26 protein-coding genes are annotated in these 26,109 nt (G+C 32.7%); 5 read left to right on the top strand and 21 right to left on the bottom strand.

All coding sequences use genetic code 11. The features are described from left to right. Window positions 1-12: 12 nt before the first annotated feature. The 17 genes from Q0E86_RS00460 to Q0E86_RS00380 all read right to left on the bottom strand — a co-directional run bounded on the left by Q0E86_RS00460 (window position 13) and on the right by Q0E86_RS00380 (window position 14,703). The gene (locus Q0E86_RS00460; protein WP_295754021.1) at window positions 13-486 is read right to left on the bottom strand and encodes a PTS sugar transporter subunit IIB; all 474 of its coding nucleotides are present in this window, start codon (window positions 484-486) and stop codon (window positions 13-15) included. A gap of 9 nt (window positions 487-495) precedes the next feature. Beyond that, window positions 496-1,332 (bottom strand): PTS system mannose/fructose/sorbose family transporter subunit IID, encoded by an 837-nt coding sequence (locus Q0E86_RS00455; RefSeq protein ID WP_295754020.1) that lies wholly within the window; start codon window positions 1,330-1,332, stop codon window positions 496-498. A gap of 3 nt (window positions 1,333-1,335) precedes the next feature. Then, window positions 1,336-2,121: a PTS sugar transporter subunit IIC gene (locus Q0E86_RS00450; protein WP_295754019.1), complete on the bottom strand. Its 786-nt coding sequence runs from the start codon at window positions 2,119-2,121 to the stop codon at window positions 1,336-1,338. Between the two features lie 183 nt (window positions 2,122-2,304). Beyond that, window positions 2,305-3,036, bottom strand: coding sequence for a GntR family transcriptional regulator (locus Q0E86_RS00445; RefSeq protein WP_295754018.1), 732 nt, complete (start codon window positions 3,034-3,036; stop codon window positions 2,305-2,307). Next, entirely contained in the window at window positions 3,033-3,554 is a 522-nt protein-coding gene (locus Q0E86_RS00440) for a UTRA domain-containing protein (protein ID WP_295754017.1), read from the bottom strand. The genes Q0E86_RS00445 and Q0E86_RS00440 overlap by 4 nt, the downstream gene beginning before the upstream one ends. Before the next feature lie 404 nt (window positions 3,555-3,958). Next, window positions 3,959-4,762 (bottom strand): HAD family hydrolase, encoded by an 804-nt coding sequence (locus tag Q0E86_RS00435; RefSeq protein ID WP_295754016.1) that lies wholly within the window; start codon window positions 4,760-4,762, stop codon window positions 3,959-3,961. Between the two features lie 113 nt (window positions 4,763-4,875). Beyond that, window positions 4,876-5,700: a PTS system mannose/fructose/sorbose family transporter subunit IID gene (locus Q0E86_RS00430; RefSeq protein ID WP_295754015.1), complete on the bottom strand. Its 825-nt coding sequence runs from the start codon at window positions 5,698-5,700 to the stop codon at window positions 4,876-4,878. Beyond that, complete coding sequence (locus tag Q0E86_RS00425; RefSeq protein ID WP_295754014.1) at window positions 5,681-6,463, bottom strand: PTS sugar transporter subunit IIC; 783 nt, start codon at window positions 6,461-6,463, stop codon at window positions 5,681-5,683. The genes Q0E86_RS00430 and Q0E86_RS00425 overlap by 20 nt, the downstream gene beginning before the upstream one ends. Window positions 6,464-6,482: 19 nt before the next feature. After that, window positions 6,483-6,953: a PTS sugar transporter subunit IIB gene (locus Q0E86_RS00420; RefSeq protein WP_295754013.1), complete on the bottom strand. Its 471-nt coding sequence runs from the start codon at window positions 6,951-6,953 to the stop codon at window positions 6,483-6,485. Beyond that, complete coding sequence (locus Q0E86_RS00415; RefSeq protein ID WP_295754012.1) at window positions 6,953-7,696, bottom strand: BtpA/SgcQ family protein; 744 nt, start codon at window positions 7,694-7,696, stop codon at window positions 6,953-6,955. The genes Q0E86_RS00420 and Q0E86_RS00415 overlap by 1 nt, the downstream gene beginning before the upstream one ends. Before the next feature lie 51 nt (window positions 7,697-7,747). Further along, window positions 7,748-8,155 (bottom strand): PTS sugar transporter subunit IIA, encoded by a 408-nt coding sequence (locus Q0E86_RS00410; protein ID WP_295754011.1) that lies wholly within the window; start codon window positions 8,153-8,155, stop codon window positions 7,748-7,750. A 188-nt stretch (window positions 8,156-8,343) separates the two neighbouring features. Further along, window positions 8,344-8,718 carry a hypothetical protein gene (locus Q0E86_RS00405; RefSeq protein WP_295754010.1) on the bottom strand — a complete coding sequence of 125 codons (375 nt, stop codon included), beginning with the start codon at window positions 8,716-8,718 and terminating at the stop codon, window positions 8,344-8,346. After that, on the bottom strand, window positions 8,702-9,859 hold the full coding sequence (locus tag Q0E86_RS00400; RefSeq protein ID WP_295754009.1) for an SIS domain-containing protein: 1,158 nt from the start codon (window positions 9,857-9,859) through the stop codon (window positions 8,702-8,704). Before Q0E86_RS00400 ends, Q0E86_RS00405 begins: the two co-directional genes overlap by 17 nt. A gap of 18 nt (window positions 9,860-9,877) precedes the next feature. Beyond that, window positions 9,878-10,684 carry a secondary thiamine-phosphate synthase enzyme YjbQ gene (locus tag Q0E86_RS00395; RefSeq protein WP_295754008.1) on the bottom strand — a complete coding sequence of 269 codons (807 nt, stop codon included), beginning with the start codon at window positions 10,682-10,684 and terminating at the stop codon, window positions 9,878-9,880. Between the two features lie 17 nt (window positions 10,685-10,701). Next, window positions 10,702-11,829 (bottom strand): SIS domain-containing protein, encoded by a 1,128-nt coding sequence (locus Q0E86_RS00390; RefSeq protein WP_295754007.1) that lies wholly within the window; start codon window positions 11,827-11,829, stop codon window positions 10,702-10,704. Between the two features lie 175 nt (window positions 11,830-12,004). After that, window positions 12,005-14,452 (bottom strand): sigma 54-interacting transcriptional regulator, encoded by a 2,448-nt coding sequence (locus Q0E86_RS00385; RefSeq protein WP_295754006.1) that lies wholly within the window; start codon window positions 14,450-14,452, stop codon window positions 12,005-12,007. Then, window positions 14,416-14,703: a hypothetical protein gene (locus Q0E86_RS00380; protein ID WP_295754005.1), complete on the bottom strand. Its 288-nt coding sequence runs from the start codon at window positions 14,701-14,703 to the stop codon at window positions 14,416-14,418. The genes Q0E86_RS00385 and Q0E86_RS00380 overlap by 37 nt, the downstream gene beginning before the upstream one ends. A gap of 154 nt (window positions 14,704-14,857) precedes the next feature. Between Q0E86_RS00380 and Q0E86_RS00375 the strand changes: the two genes are divergently transcribed. After that, window positions 14,858-16,084 (top strand): LacI family DNA-binding transcriptional regulator, encoded by a 1,227-nt coding sequence (locus tag Q0E86_RS00375; RefSeq protein ID WP_295754004.1) that lies wholly within the window; start codon window positions 14,858-14,860, stop codon window positions 16,082-16,084. A 38-nt stretch (window positions 16,085-16,122) separates the two neighbouring features. Here the strand turns inward: Q0E86_RS00375 and Q0E86_RS00370 are convergent, their stop codons facing one another. The 4 genes from Q0E86_RS00370 to Q0E86_RS00355 form a co-directional block, all read right to left on the bottom strand. After that, window positions 16,123-17,895, bottom strand: a complete 1,773-nt coding sequence (locus Q0E86_RS00370; RefSeq protein ID WP_295754003.1) for an AAA family ATPase — start codon at window positions 17,893-17,895, stop codon at window positions 16,123-16,125. Between the two features lie 77 nt (window positions 17,896-17,972). After that, on the bottom strand, window positions 17,973-19,325 hold the full coding sequence (locus Q0E86_RS00365; protein WP_295754002.1) for an MATE family efflux transporter: 1,353 nt from the start codon (window positions 19,323-19,325) through the stop codon (window positions 17,973-17,975). Window positions 19,326-19,410: 85 nt separating this feature from the next. Beyond that, on the bottom strand, window positions 19,411-20,157 hold the full coding sequence (locus Q0E86_RS00360; RefSeq protein ID WP_295754001.1) for a ZIP family metal transporter: 747 nt from the start codon (window positions 20,155-20,157) through the stop codon (window positions 19,411-19,413). A gap of 43 nt (window positions 20,158-20,200) precedes the next feature. Further along, window positions 20,201-21,373, bottom strand: coding sequence for a M15 family metallopeptidase (locus tag Q0E86_RS00355; RefSeq protein WP_295754000.1), 1,173 nt, complete (start codon window positions 21,371-21,373; stop codon window positions 20,201-20,203). Window positions 21,374-21,499: 126 nt separating this feature from the next. Between Q0E86_RS00355 and Q0E86_RS00350 the strand changes: the two genes are divergently transcribed. The 4 genes from Q0E86_RS00350 to Q0E86_RS00335 are packed head-to-tail and all read left to right on the top strand — an operon-like array spanning window position 21,500 to window position 25,993. After that, complete coding sequence (locus Q0E86_RS00350) at window positions 21,500-22,624, top strand: amidohydrolase (RefSeq protein ID WP_295753999.1); 1,125 nt, start codon at window positions 21,500-21,502, stop codon at window positions 22,622-22,624. After that, window positions 22,624-23,745: an amidohydrolase gene (locus tag Q0E86_RS00345; RefSeq protein WP_295753998.1), complete on the top strand. Its 1,122-nt coding sequence runs from the start codon at window positions 22,624-22,626 to the stop codon at window positions 23,743-23,745. The genes Q0E86_RS00350 and Q0E86_RS00345 overlap by 1 nt, the downstream gene beginning before the upstream one ends. Further along, entirely contained in the window at window positions 23,745-24,869 is a 1,125-nt protein-coding gene (locus tag Q0E86_RS00340) for an amidohydrolase (RefSeq protein ID WP_295753997.1), read from the top strand. The genes Q0E86_RS00345 and Q0E86_RS00340 overlap by 1 nt, the downstream gene beginning before the upstream one ends. Beyond that, window positions 24,869-25,993: an amidohydrolase gene (locus Q0E86_RS00335; protein ID WP_295753996.1), complete on the top strand. Its 1,125-nt coding sequence runs from the start codon at window positions 24,869-24,871 to the stop codon at window positions 25,991-25,993. The genes Q0E86_RS00340 and Q0E86_RS00335 overlap by 1 nt, the downstream gene beginning before the upstream one ends. Window positions 25,994-26,109: the final 116 nt, after the last annotated feature.

The following is a 26,109-nucleotide window of genomic DNA, read 5'->3' as shown; positions in this document are numbered from 1 at the left end:
ATCGAATCCTCCTTAAAACTCTTTTGAAATGTCATCTTTTGAGACATTTGGTGTAATTTGATAATACATTGGAATATTGTGTTCTTTGATTTTCTTGAAGGCAGCTGCCTCTTTTTCATCTACGAACATATTGTTACGAATCTGTTTAGCGCCATCTTTTGTAGACATATTACCTACAGTAACATGATCAAACGTATAGCCATAATCTAACATTTCAGCTAGTGGCTCTGGTGAACGAACTAAAATCATAACACGAATTCCTTCATCAATCTTACGAAGCAGTTTTTCTGCAGCTTTCTTTGAATCAAAAATTGACAATTTACATCTTGGTGGAGTACCAAATTTCAAAGATACTTTACGATTTTCATCGTTCACAATTTCATTATCGACAATCAAAATTCGTTGCACATCAAACTGTGGGATCCAATAACCACAAACTTGACCATGAATCAAACGATCGTCTACACGTACTTCTACTATAGCCATAACAACCTCCTATAGGGCAATAATGCCGAATACACCTAATACAAATCCAATCACTACGATTGCTGAAATAATCTTTGTGATTTTAATATTCTTTTTAATTGCTGAATAAATACCTAATGTTGCAGCTAAAGGCAATAACTTAGGCATAATTTGATCTAAATATTCTTGAATCACAATTTTGTTTCCTGAAATTGTGAATTCTAAAGGACATGAAACTGTTACCCAACTTGCGATCATACAACCAATGGCAGCCACACCAAGAATGCCAGCACAATATGTAAATAATTGCATTTTTCCTGATTTTTCTAAGTCAATCAACAATTGGTTTCCACTTGTATATCCAATCTTTAATCCATAATAACGAGTTAAGAATGTTGGAATATTAAATAGAATCAATAAAATAAATGGAGCAATTGGATTTCCTGCTTTCGCAAAACCAATAGATAATGAACAAGCCAAGATTCTAAAGATACCCCAGAAGAATGTATCACCAATACCACTTAATGGACCCATTAAACTGACTTTGATCGCATTGATTGACGCTGGATCAAAATTAGGATCACGCTTAACGCTTTCTTCCATCGCAATGGAAATTCCCATAACGAATGGTGCTGGTGCAATTGTCATATTGAAAGCTGCACTTTCACGTAGCATAGCTTGTTTTAAGCCTTCTTCATCATCTTTATAAATTTTCTTTAAAATGTGCTCAATAGCATATAGATAGCCTAGACCTTCCATCTTTTCATAGTTGAATGATCCAAGTAAAGTAAATGATCTCCAGAATACTTTTCTAAAATCTTTTTTTGTTATATTGTTTTCAACACTAATTACATCATTTTTAGCCATGTTTTAGTCCTCCCATTCATCATCCAAAGTTGAAGCACTTTGAACAACAGTTTGTTGGTTTGAGCGAATTTGATAAATGATCATTGCGATTGCGAATGCGATCAATGTGATACCAACCATAGTAATTGCCTGACCTGCATATGCTGCAAGAACAAATCCAATAATTAAGTATGGTGTTAAATCTTTTTCGAAGATAATGTTCAACAATAACGCAAATCCTAATGCAGGAAGTAATGCAGCTACACCGTTCAATCCAGCATTTGCCCATGCAGGAAGTCCATCTGCGATTGCTTGGATAACACCATGTCCAAAATACATTGCGACAAACGCAACTAATGAATATAGTGCGAATGTTGCCCAGTTACAGAAATGATGAGTCAATGCGATTGATTTAAAGTTACCTGCTTCAATATCATTATCTACTTTGTGCATCAATCCAGAATAAGAAGCAATTAGTAATGTGTTAATAAACTGCATAACAACTGCGACTGGAACACCAAATAGAATCGCTGTTTCAGCACCTTTGCCAGTCATGATTGCAACAGCTGCACCAATTGTTCCACCAGTACCGATATCAAGTTGAGCAGTAGGACCAATACCAGTTGCTCCCATCCATAAAAGTTGTAATTCAGCACCAACCTTCAATCCTTTCGTAACATCTCCTAAAGCTAAACCAACTAAGAATCCAGTAACAACGGGTTCACGGAATTTAGCTTCACCTAACCAGTTTCCATCCAAAACGGTTAAGCCGGCAATCAAGCCGATTAGTAACGCCTGAATAAATGTCATATTTCTCTCCTCCTTAATGACATTGGTATATATGTAATACCATTTTCTGATTCATTTATACCATGTATATATACCAATATCAACAATTTCTTTGGCACACATATATACCAATTCTATATTAAACGCAAAAAAAGAGATATCTATCAATCAGATACCTCAATTCTGATATACTTATATACCAATTTATTGACTTCTAAATTTCAATCCTTGCGTTTTATATTTAAAAGATGAATACTTTGGATTATGATATGAAATCGTATATTCTACCAATTCACGATTTTCATCATAGCCATGATAATCAAAAATAAATACATTTCTTTCGATATCCATATATTTTCGATACTCTACCGGTAAAGAATCAATGCGCAAATAAGAAACCATCGTTCTAGGACGATGTCCCATGTCATCCATATAGTCATATAATGAAAAGCCTTCAAAATCAAAGCGCTCGGCATCCTCAAATTTAGAACAAGGAATATATACCTTCTGCAAAGCATAAGGCTCATCATTGATATACGATAAACGAATGATTTCATATATATGATCTTCATTAGGAAAGACTTTTTCTAATTTACCTTCCGGTTTTATCTTTGTCAAAGATAGTGTTTTACGACTCGATTTCATTCCCTTTTGACGAATCTGTGCACTCAAAGAATAGACGCCAGCACGCCCTAATTCTAGTTTTTCTTCAACATATGGAACTTTCGCAACATAATTGCCACTGCCTCTTTTTGTTTCAATAACCCCTTCTTCTTGAAGTTTTTTTAATGCATTTCGCACTGTCATTCGATTGATTCCATATTGTTCGGACATCTCTCTTTCACTCACTAAGCGATCTCCCACTTTAAGTTGTCCATCCTGAATTTTCTTCTTGATACTGTCCATCAACTGTACATAGATTGGTTTTTCACTCATATTTCAGTCACACTCCTATATCTATAAAAGCTTGGTAGACTGGACATTTCAAAATATTCAAAAGGCTCATGATCTTCTATTGAAACATAAGAAGTTCCACGATTTAATAAAATCTCACATTTTCCTTCTAATCCTAATAATCTTTTTTCTTCTCTTTTTGCCTCCACCAATAATAATTCTTCTTGTGTTTCATACACCTGTACACCATATTCTCTTAATAATAGTCCATAGAATGATGTGCTCCCAAGATTATATTCTTCGATTCCTTCCACCTTTGAATATTCAATATACGTTTTTTCAATCGATTTGGCGATTCCTTCCACATATCGAACTCGACACAAGTAAAAAAGTTTTGTAGCCAATGGCACATTTAATTGTTTCGATAAATAGTAATTGGATTCAATCACTTTCTTTTCAATGATACGATTTTCTAAAGTAAGCCCTTGTTCGCGTATGGCTTCTGTGACCGACATAAAACAATCTATGTCGCGAAGTACATATATATTATCCTTATCCATGCTCTTTTCTCCCTATATAATTGGTATACCCATCATATCATGTTTTGGTATACAAAAAAAGGACCTTACTACAGTTCCACATACGGATTTTTATACTGACCATGCCTCTTTGTCTTTTTATTTCCATAGTAAATCGCAAATTTAGAGCATCGATGAAGACAACCCAAGCACATTTCACATAATAAGAAACAAATTCATCATCAGCTATTTCCAACATTTCCTCTAACCATGGATAATCCTTATGGTAAATCAAATAATCGAAATAACTTGTCCCAAGCATACTAAGCTAATATTCTTTTAGAAAGTAATAATCATGTTTTTTACAAATGTATTCAAACACTTCGATATAGGGTCTCCGTATCCGTCCATATCAAAAAACAATGCGTTAATTGCCATAATGTCTCCTATATTTTATTCTCTATCCATTTTGCTACACCATCATTGTCATTTGAATCAATCATTCCTGTAGCATACTTTTTCAATTCATCACACGCATTTTCAACTGCATAGCTTTCATCAGCAACCTGAAACATATCTATATCATTTTTGCCATTTCCAAACACAACAAGTTCATCACACTTTAAATAATTCTGTAGTTGTTTGATTGCATTTGACTTTTTTGCTTCCAACGGTAAGATTTCCAACCATGGATCATTTGTATAAAAATCTCTTTGGTAAACACAATGATATTTATCTTTATATTTTAAATAAAAAGGCTCTAATTTTTCAGCTGTATCTATACAAGCCAGGTAAAATATACTTCCATTTTTTAACTCTTCTGTAGTATTTACTTCATTAATTCTCACATCCCCTTTTCGAGTATCCAAGAATCTTTTCATTCCGTCTGTACACAGCTTAGGTATATATGAAAATTTTTCTTTATCATCAATGAAAGTGTATACAATAGGATAAATATCATTCATAAATAAATCATTTAAAACATCATAAATTTCTTTATCAAAAAAATTTGATAGTAACATTTTTCCATCAGTATTTACTAAAAAACTCCCATTATAAACAATCACTGGTATATTTGTATGAATTCCTTTAGCTACTTTACTTGCAGTAAATATAGATCGAGCGGTTGCGTATGAAAAATACCCGCCATTATCTATAAATTGATTTATCACTTTTTCCGTATATTCTGATATTGTTTCATCACTTTTTAAAAGTGTTCCATCTAAATCCGATACATATAATGTACTCATTCCATCCCTCCTTTACACAAAAGTCGCTCCATAACCAGGAGCGACTTTCACATAACTTAATACTTTAAACTAGCTATTTGTAATTGTTGTAGAAATCGTCCTAAATTATTATTTTAAACAATTCCAAAGAAAGCTAATGCAATACTAATTACAATTGTAAAAATCAAAATTGTTGTAGTTTTGATTTTTTTATTTAATAAAGCAACCATAAGTCCAAAAATTGCTAATGGCAACAAACAAGGCATGATTTGATCAATATAGCCTTGAAGTGGTTGAGCGAAATCTCCACTACCAACCATGAATGGTAATTCTAAGGCAACCATTGAAGCTGTCATACAACCAATTACCATCAAACCAATTGCGGAAGCAACATAAGTAACTGTATCCATGATTCCTGAATCAAGAACCTTTTTAAAGAAACTAGTACCTAATTCATATCCTTTAAATAAGCAAACATATCTTAAAATCATACATGGCACGTTGATAATCAATAAGAATAACAATGGTCCTAAAATACTTCCATTTTGTGAGAATGAAATTGCAATACCAGCTGCGATAATACGTAATGTTCCCCAAAGCAAGGAGTCTCCTATACCAGCAATTGGCCCCATTAATGAAGCACGAACCGCACTGATTGAACTTTCATCAAAGTCACTATTATTTGCATTTTCTTCTTCCATTGCTGCCAAGATTCCATATAACAATGTTGATAAGTGTGGTGTGATTGCCATAAAGTCAACATGTCTTTGTAAAGCACGAGCACGTTTTTCTTTATCATCTTCATATAATTTACCAACAACTCTAGACATTGTATAAGCAGAGCCTAAATTTTGTTGTCGTTCAAAGTTCCATACGGCATCTTGTCTAAATGATCTCCAAAAGATACCCATTAAATCCTTTTGAGTTAATTTTTTTTCACTAGAATTCATTGTCATCATCCATTCCTTCCTCTACTACGCAAGTTTTATTATTTTGTTTAATTGTTAGAATAAGAGCTACAATTACACATGCCATTAAGGCAACACCAAATACTGGTACCTTTAAATAAGCTGAAAGTAAGAATCCACCAAAGAAGAATGCTACAACTTCCTTATTAGCAATCATTTTAAACAACATTGCGAATCCAATTGCTGGAATAATACCTGTTGCTACGTTCAAACCATGATTTACAAATTCTGGAATAGCTTTAATAATTGCCTCGATTTGAGGAACTCCTAAATAGTATGAAACACCTACAATTAATGATAATGAAATAATTTCAAAAGCCCATCCAATTCTTTCTGTATTTTCTACACCTTTAGCATCACCTGCGGCTGCACATTTGTCAGCATGAGCACAGAATACTGGAGAAGTGATTACAACTCTTAAACCACTCTTAATCATTAAAACTAAAGTTGCTACTGGTACTGCTAATGCAATTGCCGCACCTGGATCACCACCGGTTTTAATAACGAAGCTTGTTCCAATAATAGATCCTGATACCATTTCTGGAGGACAGCTTGCTCCAACTGGGAAAGCACCTAACCAAACCAATTCTAATGTTGCACCTGTCATAATACCAAGTCTTAAATCACCTAAAACCAATCCTACTAACGGACCCATGATGATTGGTCTATTATACATAAAGCTTCCTAAACCATCATGTGCAAATCCAATAGCTGCTACCAATGTAATCAACAATGTTTCAGTTAATAAATCCATATTTTTCTCCTCCTAAACTTTAAATAAGTTTCATTACATCTTGTGTACTATCATCTGGTACCATTCGCACTTCTAATTTGATACCTTTTTCATTTAATTTTTTTAAGATTTCAATTTCTTCTTCATTTACAGAAATTGCTTTTGAAATCTGTTTTTTACCAGCTTCATTTTTAATGCCACCTAAATTAATAGCTTTGATTTTGTCATATCCTTCAACCAATCTAGCTGCATCTTTAATACTTTCACAAAGAATCATTAATTTATACTTATCTGTTACTCCTGAATTTAATGCTTTAAGTGAATCATCAATACTTTTAATAACCAATTTGACACCGTTTGGCTTAGAAACTCTTAATGCTGTCATTCTTAAGTCATCTTTAGCTACCGCATCATTTGCGATTAGAATACAGTTTGAACCCACACTTTGTGTCCAAGTAAATGCAACTTGACCATGTAACAATCTATGATCTACTCGGCATAATACAATCATCAGTTTTCCTCCTTTAAGCAACTATTTCTAGCCTCTATTAATTTTTTTACATGTTCTACATCAACAGTTCCAGTAACTTCATATGTATCTTTAAAGTAACTTCCCACGATTCCACCATCAGCTACTGCAAATTGTTTAACACAGTTTTCTGCTGTCATACCAGCTCCGACGATCAATGGGAAATCTCCAATTATATTTCTAAATTCTTGAATCTTAGCCATGCTTGTCTCTTGGCCCGTTTCATCTTGAGAAACAGCAATTGCGTCGCAACGCGTCATAGCAATTTTTAAATCTTCTTCTAAAGTTCTTCCTGATAAATACGGACAGTGTTTAAAACGTACACCACCAATTACAGCACCTGAATATCTAGAGCGATACAATTTAATAAATTCTGCATAACTAATATCTTCTCTTTCAATTACATGTCCTGAGATTGCATCAATTTGTACAAAGTCTGCATCATATTTAATAGCTAACTCAAATGTCATTGTATTCATATATAAACAGTTAACTCCATAAATATAATCTTTAAAATTTTCTTGAAGATACTCTAAAACAGGAATCATATTATGATATGTACCAAAATAATTTTCAACGATTACAGCATCAACCCCATTATTATAAAAATCATTAATTTCTTTTTTGGCAATTTCAAATACTTCCTCATCGTTAGTTCCTTTCAAATGTATCATTCCAATAACTGGTTTCTTTGTATTAAATAGATCTAAAAATTTGTTTCCCATTATTTTTCCTCCATCCTTAACATTTAATTTAAGCCAAATTTTACTCTCTCTTTAGAAGTCCTCGCCTTCTATTTGGTTTAATTCTTTCATCATAGTGATTCCATCACGGGCATTTGTTATAACATCTAACAAATCTTTATCACTTAATTGTGTATGTCTCAACACAACGTCTAATGCTAGCCCCATATTCATACCTGAAAAAACAATTACATTATCTAACACCGCTAATTTTGATAAAGCTGTATGAACACTCCCCCCTTTGATGTCACATAAGACCAATATTTGTTCATGACTCTCGTTGGCTTGTTTATAAAGCTCTTGATAGTAGTCTTCAGGATTTTCACCAGGAAGTAAGCTATATGTTTCCACATCTTTTGCCAAATCGCCAACAATCATTGAAACTGAGTCTTTCATTCCTTTTGATAATCCACCATGAGAGGCAAATATTACTCTACTCATCTATCTTTCTCCTTTCTATTTAGGTTGTTCACTTATATACAAGCAAATATTGTACCATAGACATTAAAATTTTATAATTATCATTCATTTTCTTCGATTAATTACATTTTTTATATCTCCCTGAATTTTATGAATCCACAAAAAAAGTAGCTCAAACCTTTAATGAAGATTTAAGCCACTTTATAATTCTATTCTTCTGAAATGCAATCTACATATATTTGTACCTTATCGGCATTACCTGTATATCTCAAAAACAATTTCATATCATTTAACATAAGCTTATGATCTCGAAATGCTGATTCTTTAAAACTACCTACCAAAGCATTCTTAAATTCATTCAAATCACATACCGTTTCAGGGTCTATTAATCGAGTAGGAGCAATCCATTCTAAATTGTTTTCCAAATCTATAATCGATTCAAGACTTTCTGATTCTATAAATCCAACTTGTTGTTCTGATCCAATAACTACAATGCCATTTTTAGTTCCTTCATCTAAGATACTTTTATTAACAATATCTGTAATATCTGTATACTTATCTTTTATATCAACTAATAATTTCATTTCCATCTTCTCCGTATACAACTATTTTACTATTTCTAATCGTATTAAATCCATCTGGATAAATATTTCCTCTAAATAATGGTTCATCTAACAAATCTGAAATATGATTTGCTAAAATCGTTGCAGGAATATAAGAACCTAAAGGTTGTAGAACATCATCTTCTACAGATGGCAACATGATTTTGTTTAACCCTTCAATATCTTCAATTTCTGAGTTTTCATTAATCATTAAATATGTTGGTCTTCCTACCGCAATGGATTGCTTAATTGTTTCAAGCACTCTTGACATATTTGAATTCAAGCTATTTGCAATAAAAAACACTGGGTTTGTAGATACATAATGATTAAAATAATTAATATGTCCATATTCTTCTGAATCATCACACTTTGAATGGATTCCAGTTACTTCAATCACTTTACTAACTGCAAAATTACAACTTGACTGTTCATCACTATCTCCAACAAAAGTAATTGAATTTGCATGTTTATACATTTCAGCTAATCCCATCATTTGCTCATCATAAACAGCTATTTTATCCTTATATAGCATCATATAGTCATAGATATTTTTAGACATAGTTTCCATATTCATAGTATTTCCATACATCTCGCTAAATCTTGATGCAAGTAAATATAAAGTCACCATTGCTGCAAAATAACTTCTAAGTGCTGGTCTATCATTTGTAAATTTTGGTGTATCTGTATATAAACTATATTTAGCTAATTCAATTGCCTTTGAATCGATAGAATCTGTGATTACCATACTCGTCATATTTAAAGCATTCACACGCTCTAACACTTCAATCACTCGACTACCAATTCCTGATTTACTAATAACGATCACTAATGTTTGTTTATTTAAATCTTTATCTGTAAATTCATTAAAACGCGAAATTTCCATGGCCTTTACAGCATGATAATGAACCGCATATTTGTTTGCATATTTTTCAAATGCACGTTGACCTGCCAATGCAGCCATATAAGAATCTCCACTCGCTACAATATACACATGTCTAAAATGCATAAAATCTTCTTTATGAACATTTTCTTCTATTGTTTTCTTTGAATTTTCTAACTGAATTGGCAACAAATCAAATAAACTATCTATTTGATCCTTTAAAAAACATTTATTTTCATTCATATTTTTTCCTACCTTTTTTTATTTAGTTAATATAACCATTTGAATTTTTCTTGGCCTCGGACCATCAAATTCCATGAAATAAATTCGCTTATTTTCTCCAATCAAACATTTTCCTTCATCAATCTTAAACAAAAGATATGTACCTGCTAATGATGTCTTAATATGACCGGCAGCATCTGAAGGAGTTTCTCGATGCTTAAAGTTTGCGATTTCTGGAACCATTCTATCTAGTAAAGACTTTGTTAAATCAATGAATCCTTCTGAATCTTCTGCCAACCATATACCTGATGTAGAATGCGGTACGAACAAATACGCAAAACCAGAGTCTACCTTATTTTGTTCAATGGCATGTTTAATTTCATCTGTAACATCATGCAAACCGTGCTGTTGGGTATCTACTTTAATCACATCTTTTTCAAAATGATTTGATACAACTATTTCTATTTCTAATTTCACTTTTTTAGGACCATCAAATTCAATAGCTACAATTGCTTGTGAAGAACCCAACATACATTTTCCATTTTCAATCCATAATGTTAAATGATTTCCAACCATAGAAGATTTAATTCTACCTGAAGAATCAAATGGAGAAATCTTTGTTTCGTATTGTACTAAAGTAGGACAATTTTTATCCATAACATCTACAATATCGTCATAAGTTCTATCATCAAATGTATTTGTTAGTGTAAGTATTGCGGTTGGAGAATTAACTCTTACCCACATTAAACCATTTGTGATTTTTTCCTTTTGCAATACCTTTTCTACTTCTTCTGTTAATTTTAAACCCTTTTTAGATTCAAGAAAAATTTCTGTTTCTATCAACATATAAGCATCTCCTATACTCAAAGAACAATTTCAATTTTACTACTCTTAGTAGTCGCATTTTTCAAATGTTTTTCCGTACAGAAATCTTTAGTGTTTTTCTTTTCCTGTAAATAAGCTACTACCATACTCAACGGAATATACTCATAGAAATTGTGGATCCAACTATATTTTTCACATTCTGGTAAAGCAATGATTGTTACTTTTTCACTAAAATCTTCTTTATTAACATCTCCCACAACAATAACCCTACGATTCATCATGATAGCTTGCATAGCTGTATCAACTTCTCTAGAATAACTAGTACTATATTTATTTGCGAAAATAAACGTTGGAATAGCTCGATCACTTTTTAAGTAAGCATTGATATGACACCAGTTTTCTGAATCGTCAATACTAATTAAAGACCCTAAACATTCAACAAATTTTGCAGATGCAAAATAAGCTGAAGCATAACTTGTATCATCCCCAATAAAATCAATAATTTCATCATCTTCTATTTCATCAGCAATTTTCTTTGTAATAGATTTAAATTCATCATATTTTTCAACATATTCATCAAAAAGCTGCATAACTGCATTTTTTAATTCTTCTTCATGATAAGAAGATATTGTTCCTCTAACTCTACCAAAATGCAAAATAAATGAGAATAAGTTATACAACATTGTTAAATAACTTCTTAAACCAACTGTTGCATATGGAACTTTTTCTAATTCCATTAACAACACTTTATCAGATAATTTTGCACTTCTTGAATTTGGATTATTAGTGATTGCCATAGTCAGCAATTTCATTTCTTTTGCTTTTGTAACTGTTTCAACAATTCTTGACGATTCTCCACCATTACTGATTGTAATCATCAATGTACTGTTGGGTTCTCCCTTATCAAAATTATTATTCTTTGCAAAACGCGTAAAGTGCATTGGTGTTACAACATCCACTCCGTATGTATCACTATATTTTTTAAATAGTTTTACCAATCCTAATGCACAGGCATATGAATCTCCTAATCCAGCAATATAAATTCTTCTAATATTTGATATTTCAGTAAACGTCATAACTTGCTGCGCATTAGAAAACGCTGTATTAAATTGTGTATGCGCTAATTCTTTTAAACTATCTACTTGTTGCATTAAAGCATTTGTCATTTTTTTCTCCTCTTCTTTCGTAAATAATTTCTAATTCACAAGGTTTCCATTACCTTTTCATGTCAAATGGGTATATTATCCTCCTCTCCATCAATTACCTTTATTCATTTATATACCAGCAAATTTTGTGCCATAGAAATCATCCGTAAAAAAGATGGATTATTTAAAAATCCACCTAATTATTCTCTACATAATTAAAAATATAAATTATTTCCTCTGTAGGAATTTCAACCCCATAGAAATCTTCAACTGGTTTGAATGCCTTTTTAACATATTCTACAAAATCTTTATGTTCTCTTAAAAAATCCAGGCTTGGTTTATATTCACCCATACGAGAAACAACTAATCTTTCAATCAAACAACAAATATGCACATACAATCCAAAACTAGTACGATTACTAAATCGAATACCCAAATACTTTTGTAGAACATCCAGTGCATTGGCAACTTGCTCTAATAATTTTGTTGGATTCAATATAATAAGCGTGTTCATAAGATTTGACAAAGAAAAATTATGTAATATATTCTTATCAAATTGATTTAATTGTTCTTCATCCATATAGTCTTTAAAATATTGATTAAAGTCACCAAATGTATCTTCAATAATCAAATCTTCAATACCCACAAATGGAATATCCTCCATATTTGGATCTAACGTTCCAACTACACACAAAACATCATATTCTTCAAACACATTGTTCTTTTTACCTAATTCAATCAATTCCGAATAATTCAATGTCTTCACATCCAAATTGATTCCATCTGGAAATGATTGTTCTAACATCAATTTTAATTTTTGGGCAGTTCCTAAACCACTAGCACAAGAACATAAAATTACCGGCTGTTTTAATTTATTCTTTTCAAGATGGTACGTAAAACTAATATTGAATGCATCAATTGTATTTTTTAATAAATCTTCCATCTCCACATGATTACGAATTCCATTGCCAATCTCTAGAGCAATCGGCGTACTCACATTGTTAAGAATCCCTATATTCGCATTTTCAATATTCAGTCCCTTATAAATATCCTCTAGGCTTCCCATATCTACTAATAAATATAATTCTTTTACCTTGCCAATACGATCCAAATAGAGATTCAACTTCTCAATCATTGCATTTGTATCTACATATAAAGGCATATCTAACGCATCAAATATATACTGTCCTAAAAAACGATTGGCTGCATCTGCAATACTTGAAGCAGTAGAAAAGCCATGAGCTAGAATAACAGCTGCTTTTTGCGTTAATCTTGAATCTTTTTTATCATTGTAAACATAGAAAATAAAAACACATACAATTATAGAATATATATCCATTTCTAAATATGACTTTAAATATGTACAGATTTCTAAAGATACCTTTGTCGCTCTAAAAAACTCTTCCTGCAACAATTGATATAAATCTTCACATTCTTCTTCGTGTTTTAAAAACCAGCTTCTTAAATCATGATACTCATGATGGATCTCATCCAAATAAGATGCGATAGCTAATGTTTCATTATTTGTAATTTTCAACCCATATCTTGACTCAATCAAATCAAAAATATGTTGAATACCACGATTATAATAATCAATCTGACTCGATTCTTTCTTTCTAAAAATCAAGCTATCAAAATACTTCTGAACATAATTCTTTTCAGCTTTCATAAAACTAGACAATGTCATATGTTCATCTCTGTATTTTCTATAGGATTCTAGTAGATTTTCATTCAGCTGAATAATCTCTTTAGTCCCATTATAATAACCCTGTAAGTCATCTATAAAAATATATTCATCATCATCCAAAACTGCTTTTTTACTTTTATATACTTGTTGTAACAGTTCTTGTGGCAAATGATTTAAATGAATCACAAGCTCATCATCCACCTTATCAAATAAGGAATTGATGCAGCAAGATTGTACACTACTTTTTAATTGACCAATATTACCGGGCATTTTACTTTGTAATAAAACATTATATACTTTATTGCTCATTTTAATCTGACAATTTAGCCTTTCCTCTTCCTGATGGAAAAGATAATAAAGCAACTCGATACGTTCCTGTGTACCTCTTTCTTCAAGACTTGGAATCATAATCGTCATCGGGATACGACGCATCAATGTTTTCAATAATACTTTACCAGGATCTTCCGTTGTCGCAAACACAATACGAACATTAGATTTATACCACTTTTCATTATCCCCTACACGATGATAAATACCTTGATCCATAAACAAGAATAACTTTTCCTGGCATTCCGCCTTTAATTCATGCACCTCATCCAAAAATAAGACGCCATTATCAGCTAACGCAATCAAACCCTCATTATCTTTTTCGGCTCCCGTAAAAGCCCCTTTGACATGGCCAAATAAATTGGCTGTTAATAATTCAGGGTTGTTGGCATATTCACTACAATTGACCTGCACAAACTGTCCATCTTTGGCAATAATCGCATGATTTCTAGCCCACTCATACGTTAGCTTTGCAATCAAAGACTTACCTGTTCCTGTTGGACCATAAAGCAACATTGGCAATCCACTTGGCGGATATGAAATCGTAGCCTTACATTGCTTAACTGTTTGTAATAAAGAGTGATTGACACCTACTAACTTTTCAAAATCTTTTTTTTCTTGATTTGACAATAATTCATCAAGACTTTCATAAACATACGCTTTAAAAGAAATTCCTTTTTTTTCAAATATTCAACTGAAATAAAACAAAAAGGCTTAGATTCGATACGAACAAGCTTATTTTCCTTCACCAATTTATTTAATACAACAGACACCTGTGAACGACTAACCTTTAGATTTTCACTCAAGTTTGTAACCGTTGTCTGATCAAATTCATTATTATTGCAGCATGCTAAAATGTACACCAATACTTTATCTATCATGTTTATCCCGTTATGAAATATTTATTATCAAAATACTTCTTTTTCTCCTTTCATTTTAATTATCTGCTCGCTATTATTGGAATAATATATATAGTTCCTTTGTTTAATTCTCAATTTATTATTTATTATAACACTTATATGTTAACATATATACATGAAACAAGACTTAATCTATACGCAAACATACAAACAAACATTACATATGACAACTGGACTAAAGTCACATCTTGAAATATTAAGTAAAGATAGACAAAGCCTTTCTGATTTACTTCATGAAGTTAGTCAAAATAATCCTTTCTTAGAATACACACCCAGTCAAGATATCCAACAATATTTAGAAGCCGGTATTTCAAATAAGCCAAGTCTAAAGGATGAGTTATATCTACAGCTACACACAACAAAAGAAAAGTATCATGAAACCATTGCGAATTATATTATTGAATCCTTGGATAGTCATGGCTTCTTTAACTATGACTTAAGTGTTGTTCTAGAAGATTTAAAATGTACTAAAGAAGAGTTTACAGATACATTACACTTCATTCAAACCTTTGAACCCATTGGTGTGGCTGCCAAGAGCAGTGTGGACGCATTAATGATTCAATTAAAAGAAAAAGGCTATACAATCGCCTATACGATTCTAAAAGATTATTCAAAGGAACTTGAAGAAAAAGATTTCTATACGATTTCTGAATCCTTAGATATACCTTATGAATCTGTATTCGATGAATTAGCTCACATGCAAGAGTGCAATCCCTTTCCATGCAGTGAATATGACACAGAAAGTACGACAAATTTAGCTTTACCTGAATTCACAATTGAAATTGTAGAGGATCAATTAAAAATCATCCCTAAAGAAATGGGCAATCTATCCCTTCATTGTGAAGAAGTAAAATTGTCAAAAGAAGCTAAAAAATATTTAAATGAAGCTAAGTTTTATATTGATAGTATCAACCGCCGAAATAAAACGATCCTTCTACTCGCAAATATACTGATTACGCATCAAAAGAATTATTTTCTATTTCAAGATGATTTAAAAGAATGTACACTTAAAGAAATCGCGCAAGAATCTGGCTACTCGATTTCAACCGTTTCTAGAACTTTGAGTGATAAATATTATGAATTTAATGATCATATGTATCCAATCAAAGATCTATTCATTTCAAAGACACACAAAGGAAGTAGTAAAGACTCAATTCAAAAAGCCATTCAATTATTGATTGAAGTGGAAGATAAAGAAAATCCTCTACAAGATGAAGAAATCGTAGAGGAATTAGAGAATATGGAACTCTACGCATCCAGAAGAACCATATCTAAATATAGAAAAGAATTAAACATTCCAAATTCGAAACAAAGAAAAAAACAAGCTATACACATGGGTTAGTACATTGCCCATGTTTTTTGTTCAACAATAGTCCATCCCTATAAACTCTTTAAATAATCTTCAACATTTAAATACTGAATACTCTCCATTTCTGTATTTTCTCCACGATAAATCACATAACGTCCAGTTATACTTCCATATCGATGTGTAGTCATTGCACATTTTTCTTCATCATTTATATGTCGATATTGTTCTCGAACTCGTTGGTTACTGTATTTGATTTCGTAAATCTCACAAGATAATGTTTTTGGATCTTGCACAACCATATCAAACTCACCAATTGGAAATTGCAATTTAAAAACATGTTTATCTTTTTTCGCAAGTTTTGTTTCCAATAGAATAATATCCTCCATCATTCTGCCACGAATTTCATTAAGTAAACGTTCTAAAATACGTGTCCTTTTTTGGACATCTAACTCTTGGAATTTTTCATCTAAAAGAAGTTTTTCAACAATGGCCTCGGCTTGCGCATATCTTAAACCAGGTTGTGTAACCACTACAATTTTTCTCTTTTGGTTTACTTCCGGCAAATATTCTAAATCAATTTCTTTTATCAAATCTAATATCGCTAGATACTCTTTAATTTGAGTCATATGCGCATCACTAATATCAATACTTTGTTCTTCCTTATTTAAAATATCAAGCATTTCCTTAATGCCAGAAGTCACCTTATCTAGTTCCATATGTTTTCGAATATTTATTGGATCCACTCTATCTCTCAATAAATTATTGGCAGTGACTCCTATATCGTGAGACTTAAATGTACTTTCTACAACACTTTTTGTAAATCTATGATTCATATCTTCAACTACTCGATTAATCACATTCGTAAGCTCTCCTTTTTCATATAGATCTAAGAGTTGACGAAAATGACCGCCATATTGATATATCTTTAAAGAATGTTGGATATTCTTCGCAATCGAAGTATTAATATACTCTTCTGTATCCTTAATGTTTGAAAATGGTGTGCTCGCATTATAATTGATTCCACCAAGACTCATTGTTCCACCATAACGTATATACTCATCAATCCCATATATACCAAGTACATTCTCAAATTCTCTGTATGGTATAAATGTAGTATGTAGCATAATACATCGATCATATAATTGTTCTTCTTTAGAAAACGCAAAACCAAGCGAATCCGTACCAGAAAGAACAATCTTCATTCCGCTACTGGCATAAATATCCGAAAACAAAGCAGCTCCTTCAATGAAATCTTCCATCAATGTAACTTCATCTAAAAACACATATTTATATCCATTTTTTTCTAACAATCTTAAATCTTCATCAATATCGGATAAAGAATCTCTTGATGTAACTTGAATAAATGCAGCTTTTTCAAAATCAGATTCAGACAATTCTAAGATAATCTGACGAATCAATGTTGTTTTTCCAGTTCGTCTTAATCCATACAATATGAACACTTTATCAGCTATATCTTTGAAAATATAATCTCTAAGCATTTGAATACATTCTCTTTTTTTATAGTTTCGTGTAATTGAAACTAAAGATTTTAATCTATCCCCAACAATCACCTTTGTCTTAAAATCAAGATTTTTTTCTTTAGGCATACACTGTTTTAATTTTTTTAATTCCTTTTCTAATTTTTTTCTTTTCTCAATATTCGATTTAAGTTCATCAACATCTTCGGCTTTTACATATTTTTCTGTTCGCTTACCATTCTGAGTGATTCTATGATAATAATAAACTTTACCATGTACATTCTTTTTAGAAACACCACCAGCCGGTAAAACGGCAATCTCACGCTCTATTTGGGCAATACGAGCTATTATTTCTTCATGATTCATATATAATCACCTACCATCTGTTATACCCATTATACCCATTTATCATTTTAGCTTCAAGGGTATAAAAAAGGAGACGATTAATAAATATCGCCTCTTACTAATTTCTTTGAATATATATGATAATACCCCATTAATAGTGCTGCATTTACGATCCATGTTAGTGGCCAACCTAAGAATACAGTAATTAATTCTGAACTAAACTTTGTTGCCACAAATAAATAGACTTGTCTTAAAATAACAAAACATAAAATCATTGAATACATTGGTACTTTCGATAGGCCAACACCCCTTAGTGCACCTGCTGTAATATGGGATAAAGGAAGGAAGATATAGCCTGGCGCAAAGACAGAAATCATAGTTACACCAGCTATAATCACATCCTTATCTTGTGAGAATAGACCAACTAAGAATTCTCCATTTGTATAAATCAAGAAAGCTCCTAATGCGATAATAACTTCGCACATCAATAGTGTTGTATATAAACCTTTTCTTACACGCTTATAATTTTGAGCCCCATAGTTCTGTCCCACAAATGTCGTAATGGCCATAGAGAAACTTTGAATTGGAAGCTGCAAGAAACCATCTAATTTCGTTGTTGTACTATATCCTGCAACAGCGGCTGAACCAAATCTAGAAATATACGATTGTACGATCACATTGGAAAAGGAAACAATACTATTTTGTAATGCTGCCGGAATACCAATCGAAATAATTCTTGATAGAATTGGTTTTGAAAAACGAATCTTAGAAATATATACCTTATAATCTTTATCTGTATGCATCAATTCATACATGACAAGAATGGCAGATACAAGTTGTGCTAATGTTGTCGCAATACCAACGCCGGCAACACCTAAGTGAAAGTAAATCACAAACACAAAGTCTAATACAATATTAACTAAACTCGATACTACTAAGTAGATCAATGGATTTTTACTATCACCCAAAGCCCTTAATATTCCAGCTCCCATATTATAAATAAGAGAAAAGGAGACGCCCGCAAAATAGATTTGAAGATAGATTACAGCCAAAGGTAAAACTTCTTTAGGTGAGCCAATCATAACTAAGATGGGTTTTGCCAATAAAATTCCTAAAAAAGTAAACAATACACATAAAACTAAAGTTAAAGCTAAAGATGTATGAATCGAATCCTGCATCTTTTTTATTTCTTTTGCCCCAAAATATTGTGCAATCACAACACCAGCACCGGTTGATAATCCCATAAAGAATCCAACTAACATGTTGATGATCGAAGTAGATTGTCCTACGGCTGCAAGGGCATGTGAACTGACAAAGTTTCCTACCACATACGAATCGACCGTATTATATAATTGTTGAAATAAATTTCCTACAAGTAATGGTAAAGAAAAAATCAAAATCGACTTCCATATACTTCCCTTTAATAAATCTGTACTTTCCAACGCCTTCACCCTTCCCAAAAGAAAATGCAGAATTCCGATTGGTCTTCTACATTATGTAAAATAATTGTAACTCTTTTCTGAAAAAAATGAAAGCTTATCCTAAAATTACATCCAACACCATCATGATACAAAAGCCAAATAAGAAAGAAAGTGTTGGTATATTTGAATGTTTTCCTTGTGCCATTTCAGGAACCAGTTCTTCAATCACCACAAACAACATTGCACCTGCCGCAAAACTTAAACACAAAGGTAGACATTGTAAGATCCAATTTGAAAATAGAATTGTGACATAGCCAAATATAGGCTCGACAATACCTGAAAGACTACCAACTAAAAATGCCTTATGCTTCGAATATCCATTACTCTTTAAGGGTAAAGATAAAATAGCACCTTCCGGAAAGTTTTGTATCGCAATCCCTATGGATAAAGCTAAAGCCGGATATATACTTCCTGTTTGAATAGCTTGTGCTAGTACCACACCAACAGCCATACCTTCTGGAATATTATGTAAAGTAACCGCAAATACTAGCTTTGTCGTCTTCTTTAGATGCGATTCTTTTCCCTCTTCATCATTTGTTCCAGGATGCATATGAGGAACAATACAATCCAATCCTAGAAGCAACACAGCACCTAAGAATATACCAAGTACAATAATCAAAATATTCTTTTCTTGTTCCATCGCTGGAATCAATAAAGACCAAATACTTGCGGCCACCATAACACCGGATGCAATACCAGAAAAACATCTAGATAAAAGTTCATTATTTTTATTTTTTAAAAAGTATACACAAGCAGCACCTAAAGTAGTACCAAAAAAAGGAATTAGTAATCCTAACCACATAATTATCACCTGTAGTTAGTTTAAACTAATTCCTTTATATTCGTCAATTTAAACGCAAATTGTAACTAAATCCATGATGTTCAATATAATCCTCTAAGATCCATCCTTTATCATGAATTTCTTTAGCTGCTTCTTTTCCTACATATCTAAAGTGCCATGGCTCATTTGTAGCACCTGTTTTATCACCTGCATTTTCTGGGAAACGCAAAATAAAACCATATTTATAGGCATTTTCTTCAACCCAATCATAGTCTGGTGATTCTCCAAACGTTCCATATTCTCCATCCATTACACTTTGACTTGTTAAATCCACACTCAATCCACATTGGTGTTCACTTGATCCTGGAATCGAAACTAAGCTTGCCGCATAAGCCGCATCATACATCGCAAAATAATCATTATAAACTTCAAGTTGTGTTTCATAAGAACGATACGAACTCTTGATTGCGATACTATAACCATGTTTTAATCCATCATTATACATATTTTCAAGTGCAGTTGCCGCCTCATCTCTTAATTGTCCAACTTCACTTTCATATGGAATATTCACATCTCTTAAATCACTTGGAACATAATCACTTGGAACACTGAAACCATTTTTAATTAGAACCAATAGATTTGCGGGATCCTCAATTGTATATGTACGATCATCGCGCTTACTTGAATCAATGCCTGGATAAGAAACGGATAATACAGCCTTTAATGGTTTTAATCCAGAATCCACATAATCCTTGATATCCTTAATTTGTGCGCCTTTAATAGCCAAATATTTCTTCGCCTTTTTATAAGGTACGCTTGCCGAAATTAAAGTATCCAAATTTGAAATGGTATATACATCTGAGTTTTTAAATAATACATCTTTTGTATATCCCAAATAATTTAAATCTTCCATTCTTTCATAGTAAGAATCAATATAATACACAACTTTCTTTACACTCTTTTTAGAAGCCCTGTAATACTCATCATACAATAAGTAGTGCGAATCATTTTTCACCTTATCCCACTTTGAAATATCAATAATTTGATCATAGTCCAAGATATCTTTGATGTCATCTTTCTCTAAATTTAATACAACCTTTTTATCCTCTTTATGATATCCCTTAATACTCAATCGAATACTTGTAAAATTCGCAATCAATAATGCGATACAAAGTATGGGAATCAATACGACAATAACAATTCTTTTTCTATTCACTTTTCTTTTAACTTTTTTCATAAACTCACCAAGAATCATTATATAGAATAAGGAGTTGAAAAACAAAAGATTTTCATTTACAAATAATTTTCATCTTGTATGTAATATTTTTCATAACGTGATACAATAGATTCTAGAGGTGATTATATGTTATTCAAAAACGCAACCATTTACACAATGGAACAAGACCCTTTTGTAGGTGATTTTAAAATCGATAAAGGTGTATTTACAGAAGTAGGAACAAATTTAACAACCAATGAAGGAGAAGATGTACAAGATCTAAATGGTCTTTATGTATTCCCTGGTTTAGTTGAAAGCCATTGCCACTTAGGTATGGAAGAAACAGCCATTCGCTTTGAAGGGAATGATGTCAATGAAATCACAGATCCAATCACACCAAACATGCGAGGTATTGATGGATGTAATCCAATGGATGAAACTGTAGAACTCGCATTAAAAGGTGGTGTTACTACTGTAGCTGCAGGTCCTGGAAGTGCTAACGTTCTTGGTGGTACTTTCTTTGCGTATAAGACAAAAGGAAGTTGTATTGATGAAATGACAATTCAAAATCCAATTGCGATGAAGGCAGCCTTTGGTGAAAATCCTAAGCGTTGTTATCAAGGAAAAAGCATTGATACGCGTATGCAGATTAGTGCATTATTAAGGGAAACATTGGAAAAGACAAAGGAATACATTCAGAAAAAAGAATCTGGTAAAGATGTAGCTTATGATCAAAAACTAGAGGCTATGATTCCTGTTGTTAAAAGAGAACTTCCATTAAAGTGTCATGCCCACAGAGCGGATGATATCTTGACTGTCATTCGTATTGCGAAAGAATATGATATTGAAGTCACTTTAGATCATGCGACAGACGCAAGATGTATTGTGGAACAAATCAAAGAAAGTGGATTCCCATGTATTTGTGGACCAAGCTTTGGTCATAAGACAAAATTTGAATTGAAATCCAAATCCTTTAAAACGCCAGGCGTACTAAATAAAGCTGGAATCCTAGTTTCCATCACAACCGATTCTCCAGTTATTCCAGAACAGTATTTGTCTTTATGTGCAGCTCTTGCCGCAAAAGAAGGTATGGATGAACTAGAAGCTATTAAAGCCATCACAATCAATCCAGCTAAGATCTTAAAATTAGATGATCGAATTGGTTCAATTAAATCTGGTAAAGATGCTGACTTTATCATTTGTACAAAGAATATTCTTGATACGACAAATGAAATCAAAGCCGTTTATGTCGATGGAAAGAAGGCTGTGTAATGTTATTTAAAAACGCCACTATTTATACTATGGAACAAGAACCATTCGTTGGTGATTTTAGAATCGATAGAGGTGTATTTACTGAAATTGGAAAAGATTTAAGTCCAAAAGATGAAGAAGTACAAGATTTAAAAGGTCTTTACGTATTTCCAGGCCTTATTGATGCCCACAGCCATTTAGGTATGGTATGTTCTTCCATTGGTTTTGAAGGTGAAGATGGAAATGAAGTCACAGATCCAGTCACACCAAACATTCGTGGAATTGATGGTTGTAATCCAATGGATGAGACGATTGAAGAAGCTTTAAAATCAGGCGTTACAACCGTAGCTGCAGGACCTGGTAGTGCAAATGTCATTGGTGGAACTTTCTTTGCGTATAAAACTGCAGGTCATTGTATTGATGAAATGACCATTCAAAATCCTTTAGCTATGAAGGCAGCATTCGGAGAAAATCCTAAGCGTTGTTATAAGGGAAAGAAAATTGATACGCGTATGCAGATCAGTGCCTTACTTAGAGAAACTCTAGCTAAAACTAAAGAATACATTCAGAAAAAAGAATCTGGTAAAGATGTAGACTATGATCAAAAGCTAGAAGCTATGATTCCAGTCATAAAAAAACAAATGCCATTAAAATGTCATTGTCATAGAGCTGACGATATTTTGACTGTCATTCGTATTGCGAAAGAATATGATATTGAAGTCACATTAGATCATGTGACAGATGGAAGAAGCATTATTCCACAAATCAAAGAAAGTGGTTTTCCATGTATTCTAGGACCTTGTTTAGGACATAAATCAAAGTATGAAGTAAAAAATATGTCTTTTGAAACGGCCAATGAATTCTATAAAGCTGGTATTCCATTCTGTATTATCACAGACTCTCCTGTTGTACCCGAACAATACTTATCCTTAAGTGCTGCTCTAGCTCATAAGGCAGGACTACCAGAATATGAAGCCATTAAGGCCATCACAATCAATCCAGCTAAGATTTTAAAACTAGATGATCGTATTGGATCTATTAAAGTTGGTAAAGATGCAGACTTTGTCGTTTGCACAAAAAATATATTAGACACACAAAATGAAATTAAGACAGTATATGTCAATGGAAAGAAGGAAGCATAATGTTATTTAAAAACGCAACGATTTACACAATGGAACAAGACCCTTTTGTAGGTGATTTTAAAATCGATAAAGGTGTATTTACAGAAGTAGGAACAAATTTATCAGCAAGTGAAGGAGAAGATGTACAAGATTTAAATGGTCTTTATGTATTTCCAGGTTTAGTGGAAAGTCATTGCCACTTGGGTATGGAAGAAACAGCCATTCGCTTTGAAGGGGATGATGTAAATGAGATCACAGATCCAATCACACCAAACATGCGTGGTATTGATGGATGTAATCCAATGGATGAAACCATTCATGAAGCTTTAAAAGGTGGTGTTACTACAGTTGCTGCTGGTCCTGGTAGTGCTAACGTACTTGGTGGTACTTTCTTTGCGTATAAAACTGTAGGTAACTGTATTGATGAAATGACAATTGAAAATCCTTTGGCTATGAAGGCAGCATTCGGAGAAAATCCTAAGCGTTGTTATCAGGGAAAGAAAATTGATACGCGTATGCAGATCAGTGCATTATTAAGAGAAACATTGGAAAAGACAAAGGAATACATGAAGAAAAAAGAATCTGGTAAAGATGTCGCTTATGACCAAAAATTAGAGGCTATGATTCCTGTTGTCAAAAGAGAGCTTCCATTAAAGTGTCATGCTCATAGAGCTGATGATATCTTAACAGCCATTCGTATCGCAAAAGAAGAAAATATCAAGATTACATTAGATCATGTTACGGATGCAAGATGTATTCTTCCTCAAATCAAAGAAAGTGGATTCCCATGTATTTGTGGACCTGCATTGACTCACAAATCAAAATTTGAACTTGCGAATATGTCTTTTGAAACACCAAATGAACTATATAAAGCAGGTATCTTATTCTCTATCATTACCGACTCTCCAGTAATTCCTCAACAATACCTATCTTTAAGTGCAGCCCTAGCCGCTAAAGCAGGACTTCCAGAATATGAAGCCATTAAAGCCATCACAATCAATCCAGCTAAGATTTTAGGTTTAGATAATCGTGTTGGTTCCATTAAAGTTGGTAAAGATGCTGACTTTGTCGTTTGTACAAAGAACATTCTTGATACACAAAATGAAATCACGGCAGTATATGTAGATGGAAAGAAGGCAGCTTAATGCTTTTTAAAAACGCCACTATTTATACCATGGAACAAGATCCATTCGTTGGTGATTTTCGAGTCGATAAAGGTGTATTCACAGAGATTGGAAAGAATTTAAGTCCTAAAAACAATGAAGATACACAAGACCTTACTGGATTCAATGTATATCCAGGCATGGTAGAAGCCCATTGTCATTTGGGCATGGAAGAAACGGCTATTGGTTTTGAAGGCAATGATTTAAATGAAATCACAAATCCAATTACACCAAACATGCGTGGTATTGATGGATGCAATCCAATGGATGAAACGGTCCAAACTGCATTAGAAGCCGGTATCACAACAGTAGCTGCAGGTCCTGGTAGTGCCAATGTGATTGGTGGAACTTTCTTTGCGTATAAGACAAAGGGAAATTGTATTGATGAAATGACCATTCAAAATCCAATTGCGATGAAGGCAGCATTCGGTGAAAACCCAAAGAATTGTTACAAAGGAAAAAACATTGATACACGTATGCAGATCAGTGCATTACTTAGAGAAACATTGGAAAAGACAAAGGAATACATGATGAAGAAAGATTCAGGTAAAGATGTAGATTATGATCAAAAACTCGAAGCCATGATTCCAGTCATCAAAAAAGAAATCCCATTAAAGTGTCATGCCCACAGAGCTGATGATATGTTGACGGCCATTCGTATCGCAAAAGAATATGATATTGAAATCACTCTAGATCATGCGACCGATTCAAGAGTGATTCTAGACCAAATCAAAGAAAGTGGTTTTCCATGTATTTGTGGACCAAGTCTTTGTCACAAAGATAAATTTGAATGTGCCAACGATTCATTTGAAACACCAAATAAAATGTATGAAAAAGGCATCTTATTTGCGATCACAACCGATTCCCCATTCAATCCCCAACAATATCTTCCAATCAATGCAGCCCTAGCCCATAAAGCAGGACTACCTGAAGAAGAAGCCATCAAGGCCATCACAATCAATCCAGCTAAGATCTTACATTTAGATAATAGACTAGGTTCAATCAAAGAAGGCAAAGATGCTGACTTTATTATTTGTACTAAAAGTTTGATTGATTTGAATAATACAATAAAAAATGTATATATTAATGGAACAAAAGCTGTCTAAAATTATGGCAGAAACGCACTTTTGACGTTTCTGCTTTTTATTTGTTTGAAATAATATATAAAAAAGACAATTTTATTTCTAAATTTGCCCATATACTGTCTCATATATAACATTTT

It is taken from the genome of uncultured Holdemanella sp., assembly GCF_934754935.1.
Lineage (GTDB): Bacteria > Bacillota_I > Bacilli_A > Erysipelotrichales > Erysipelotrichaceae > Holdemanella.
Note: the sequence above shows the minus strand (reverse complement) of the source record. Positions and strands in the feature narration are given on the sequence as shown.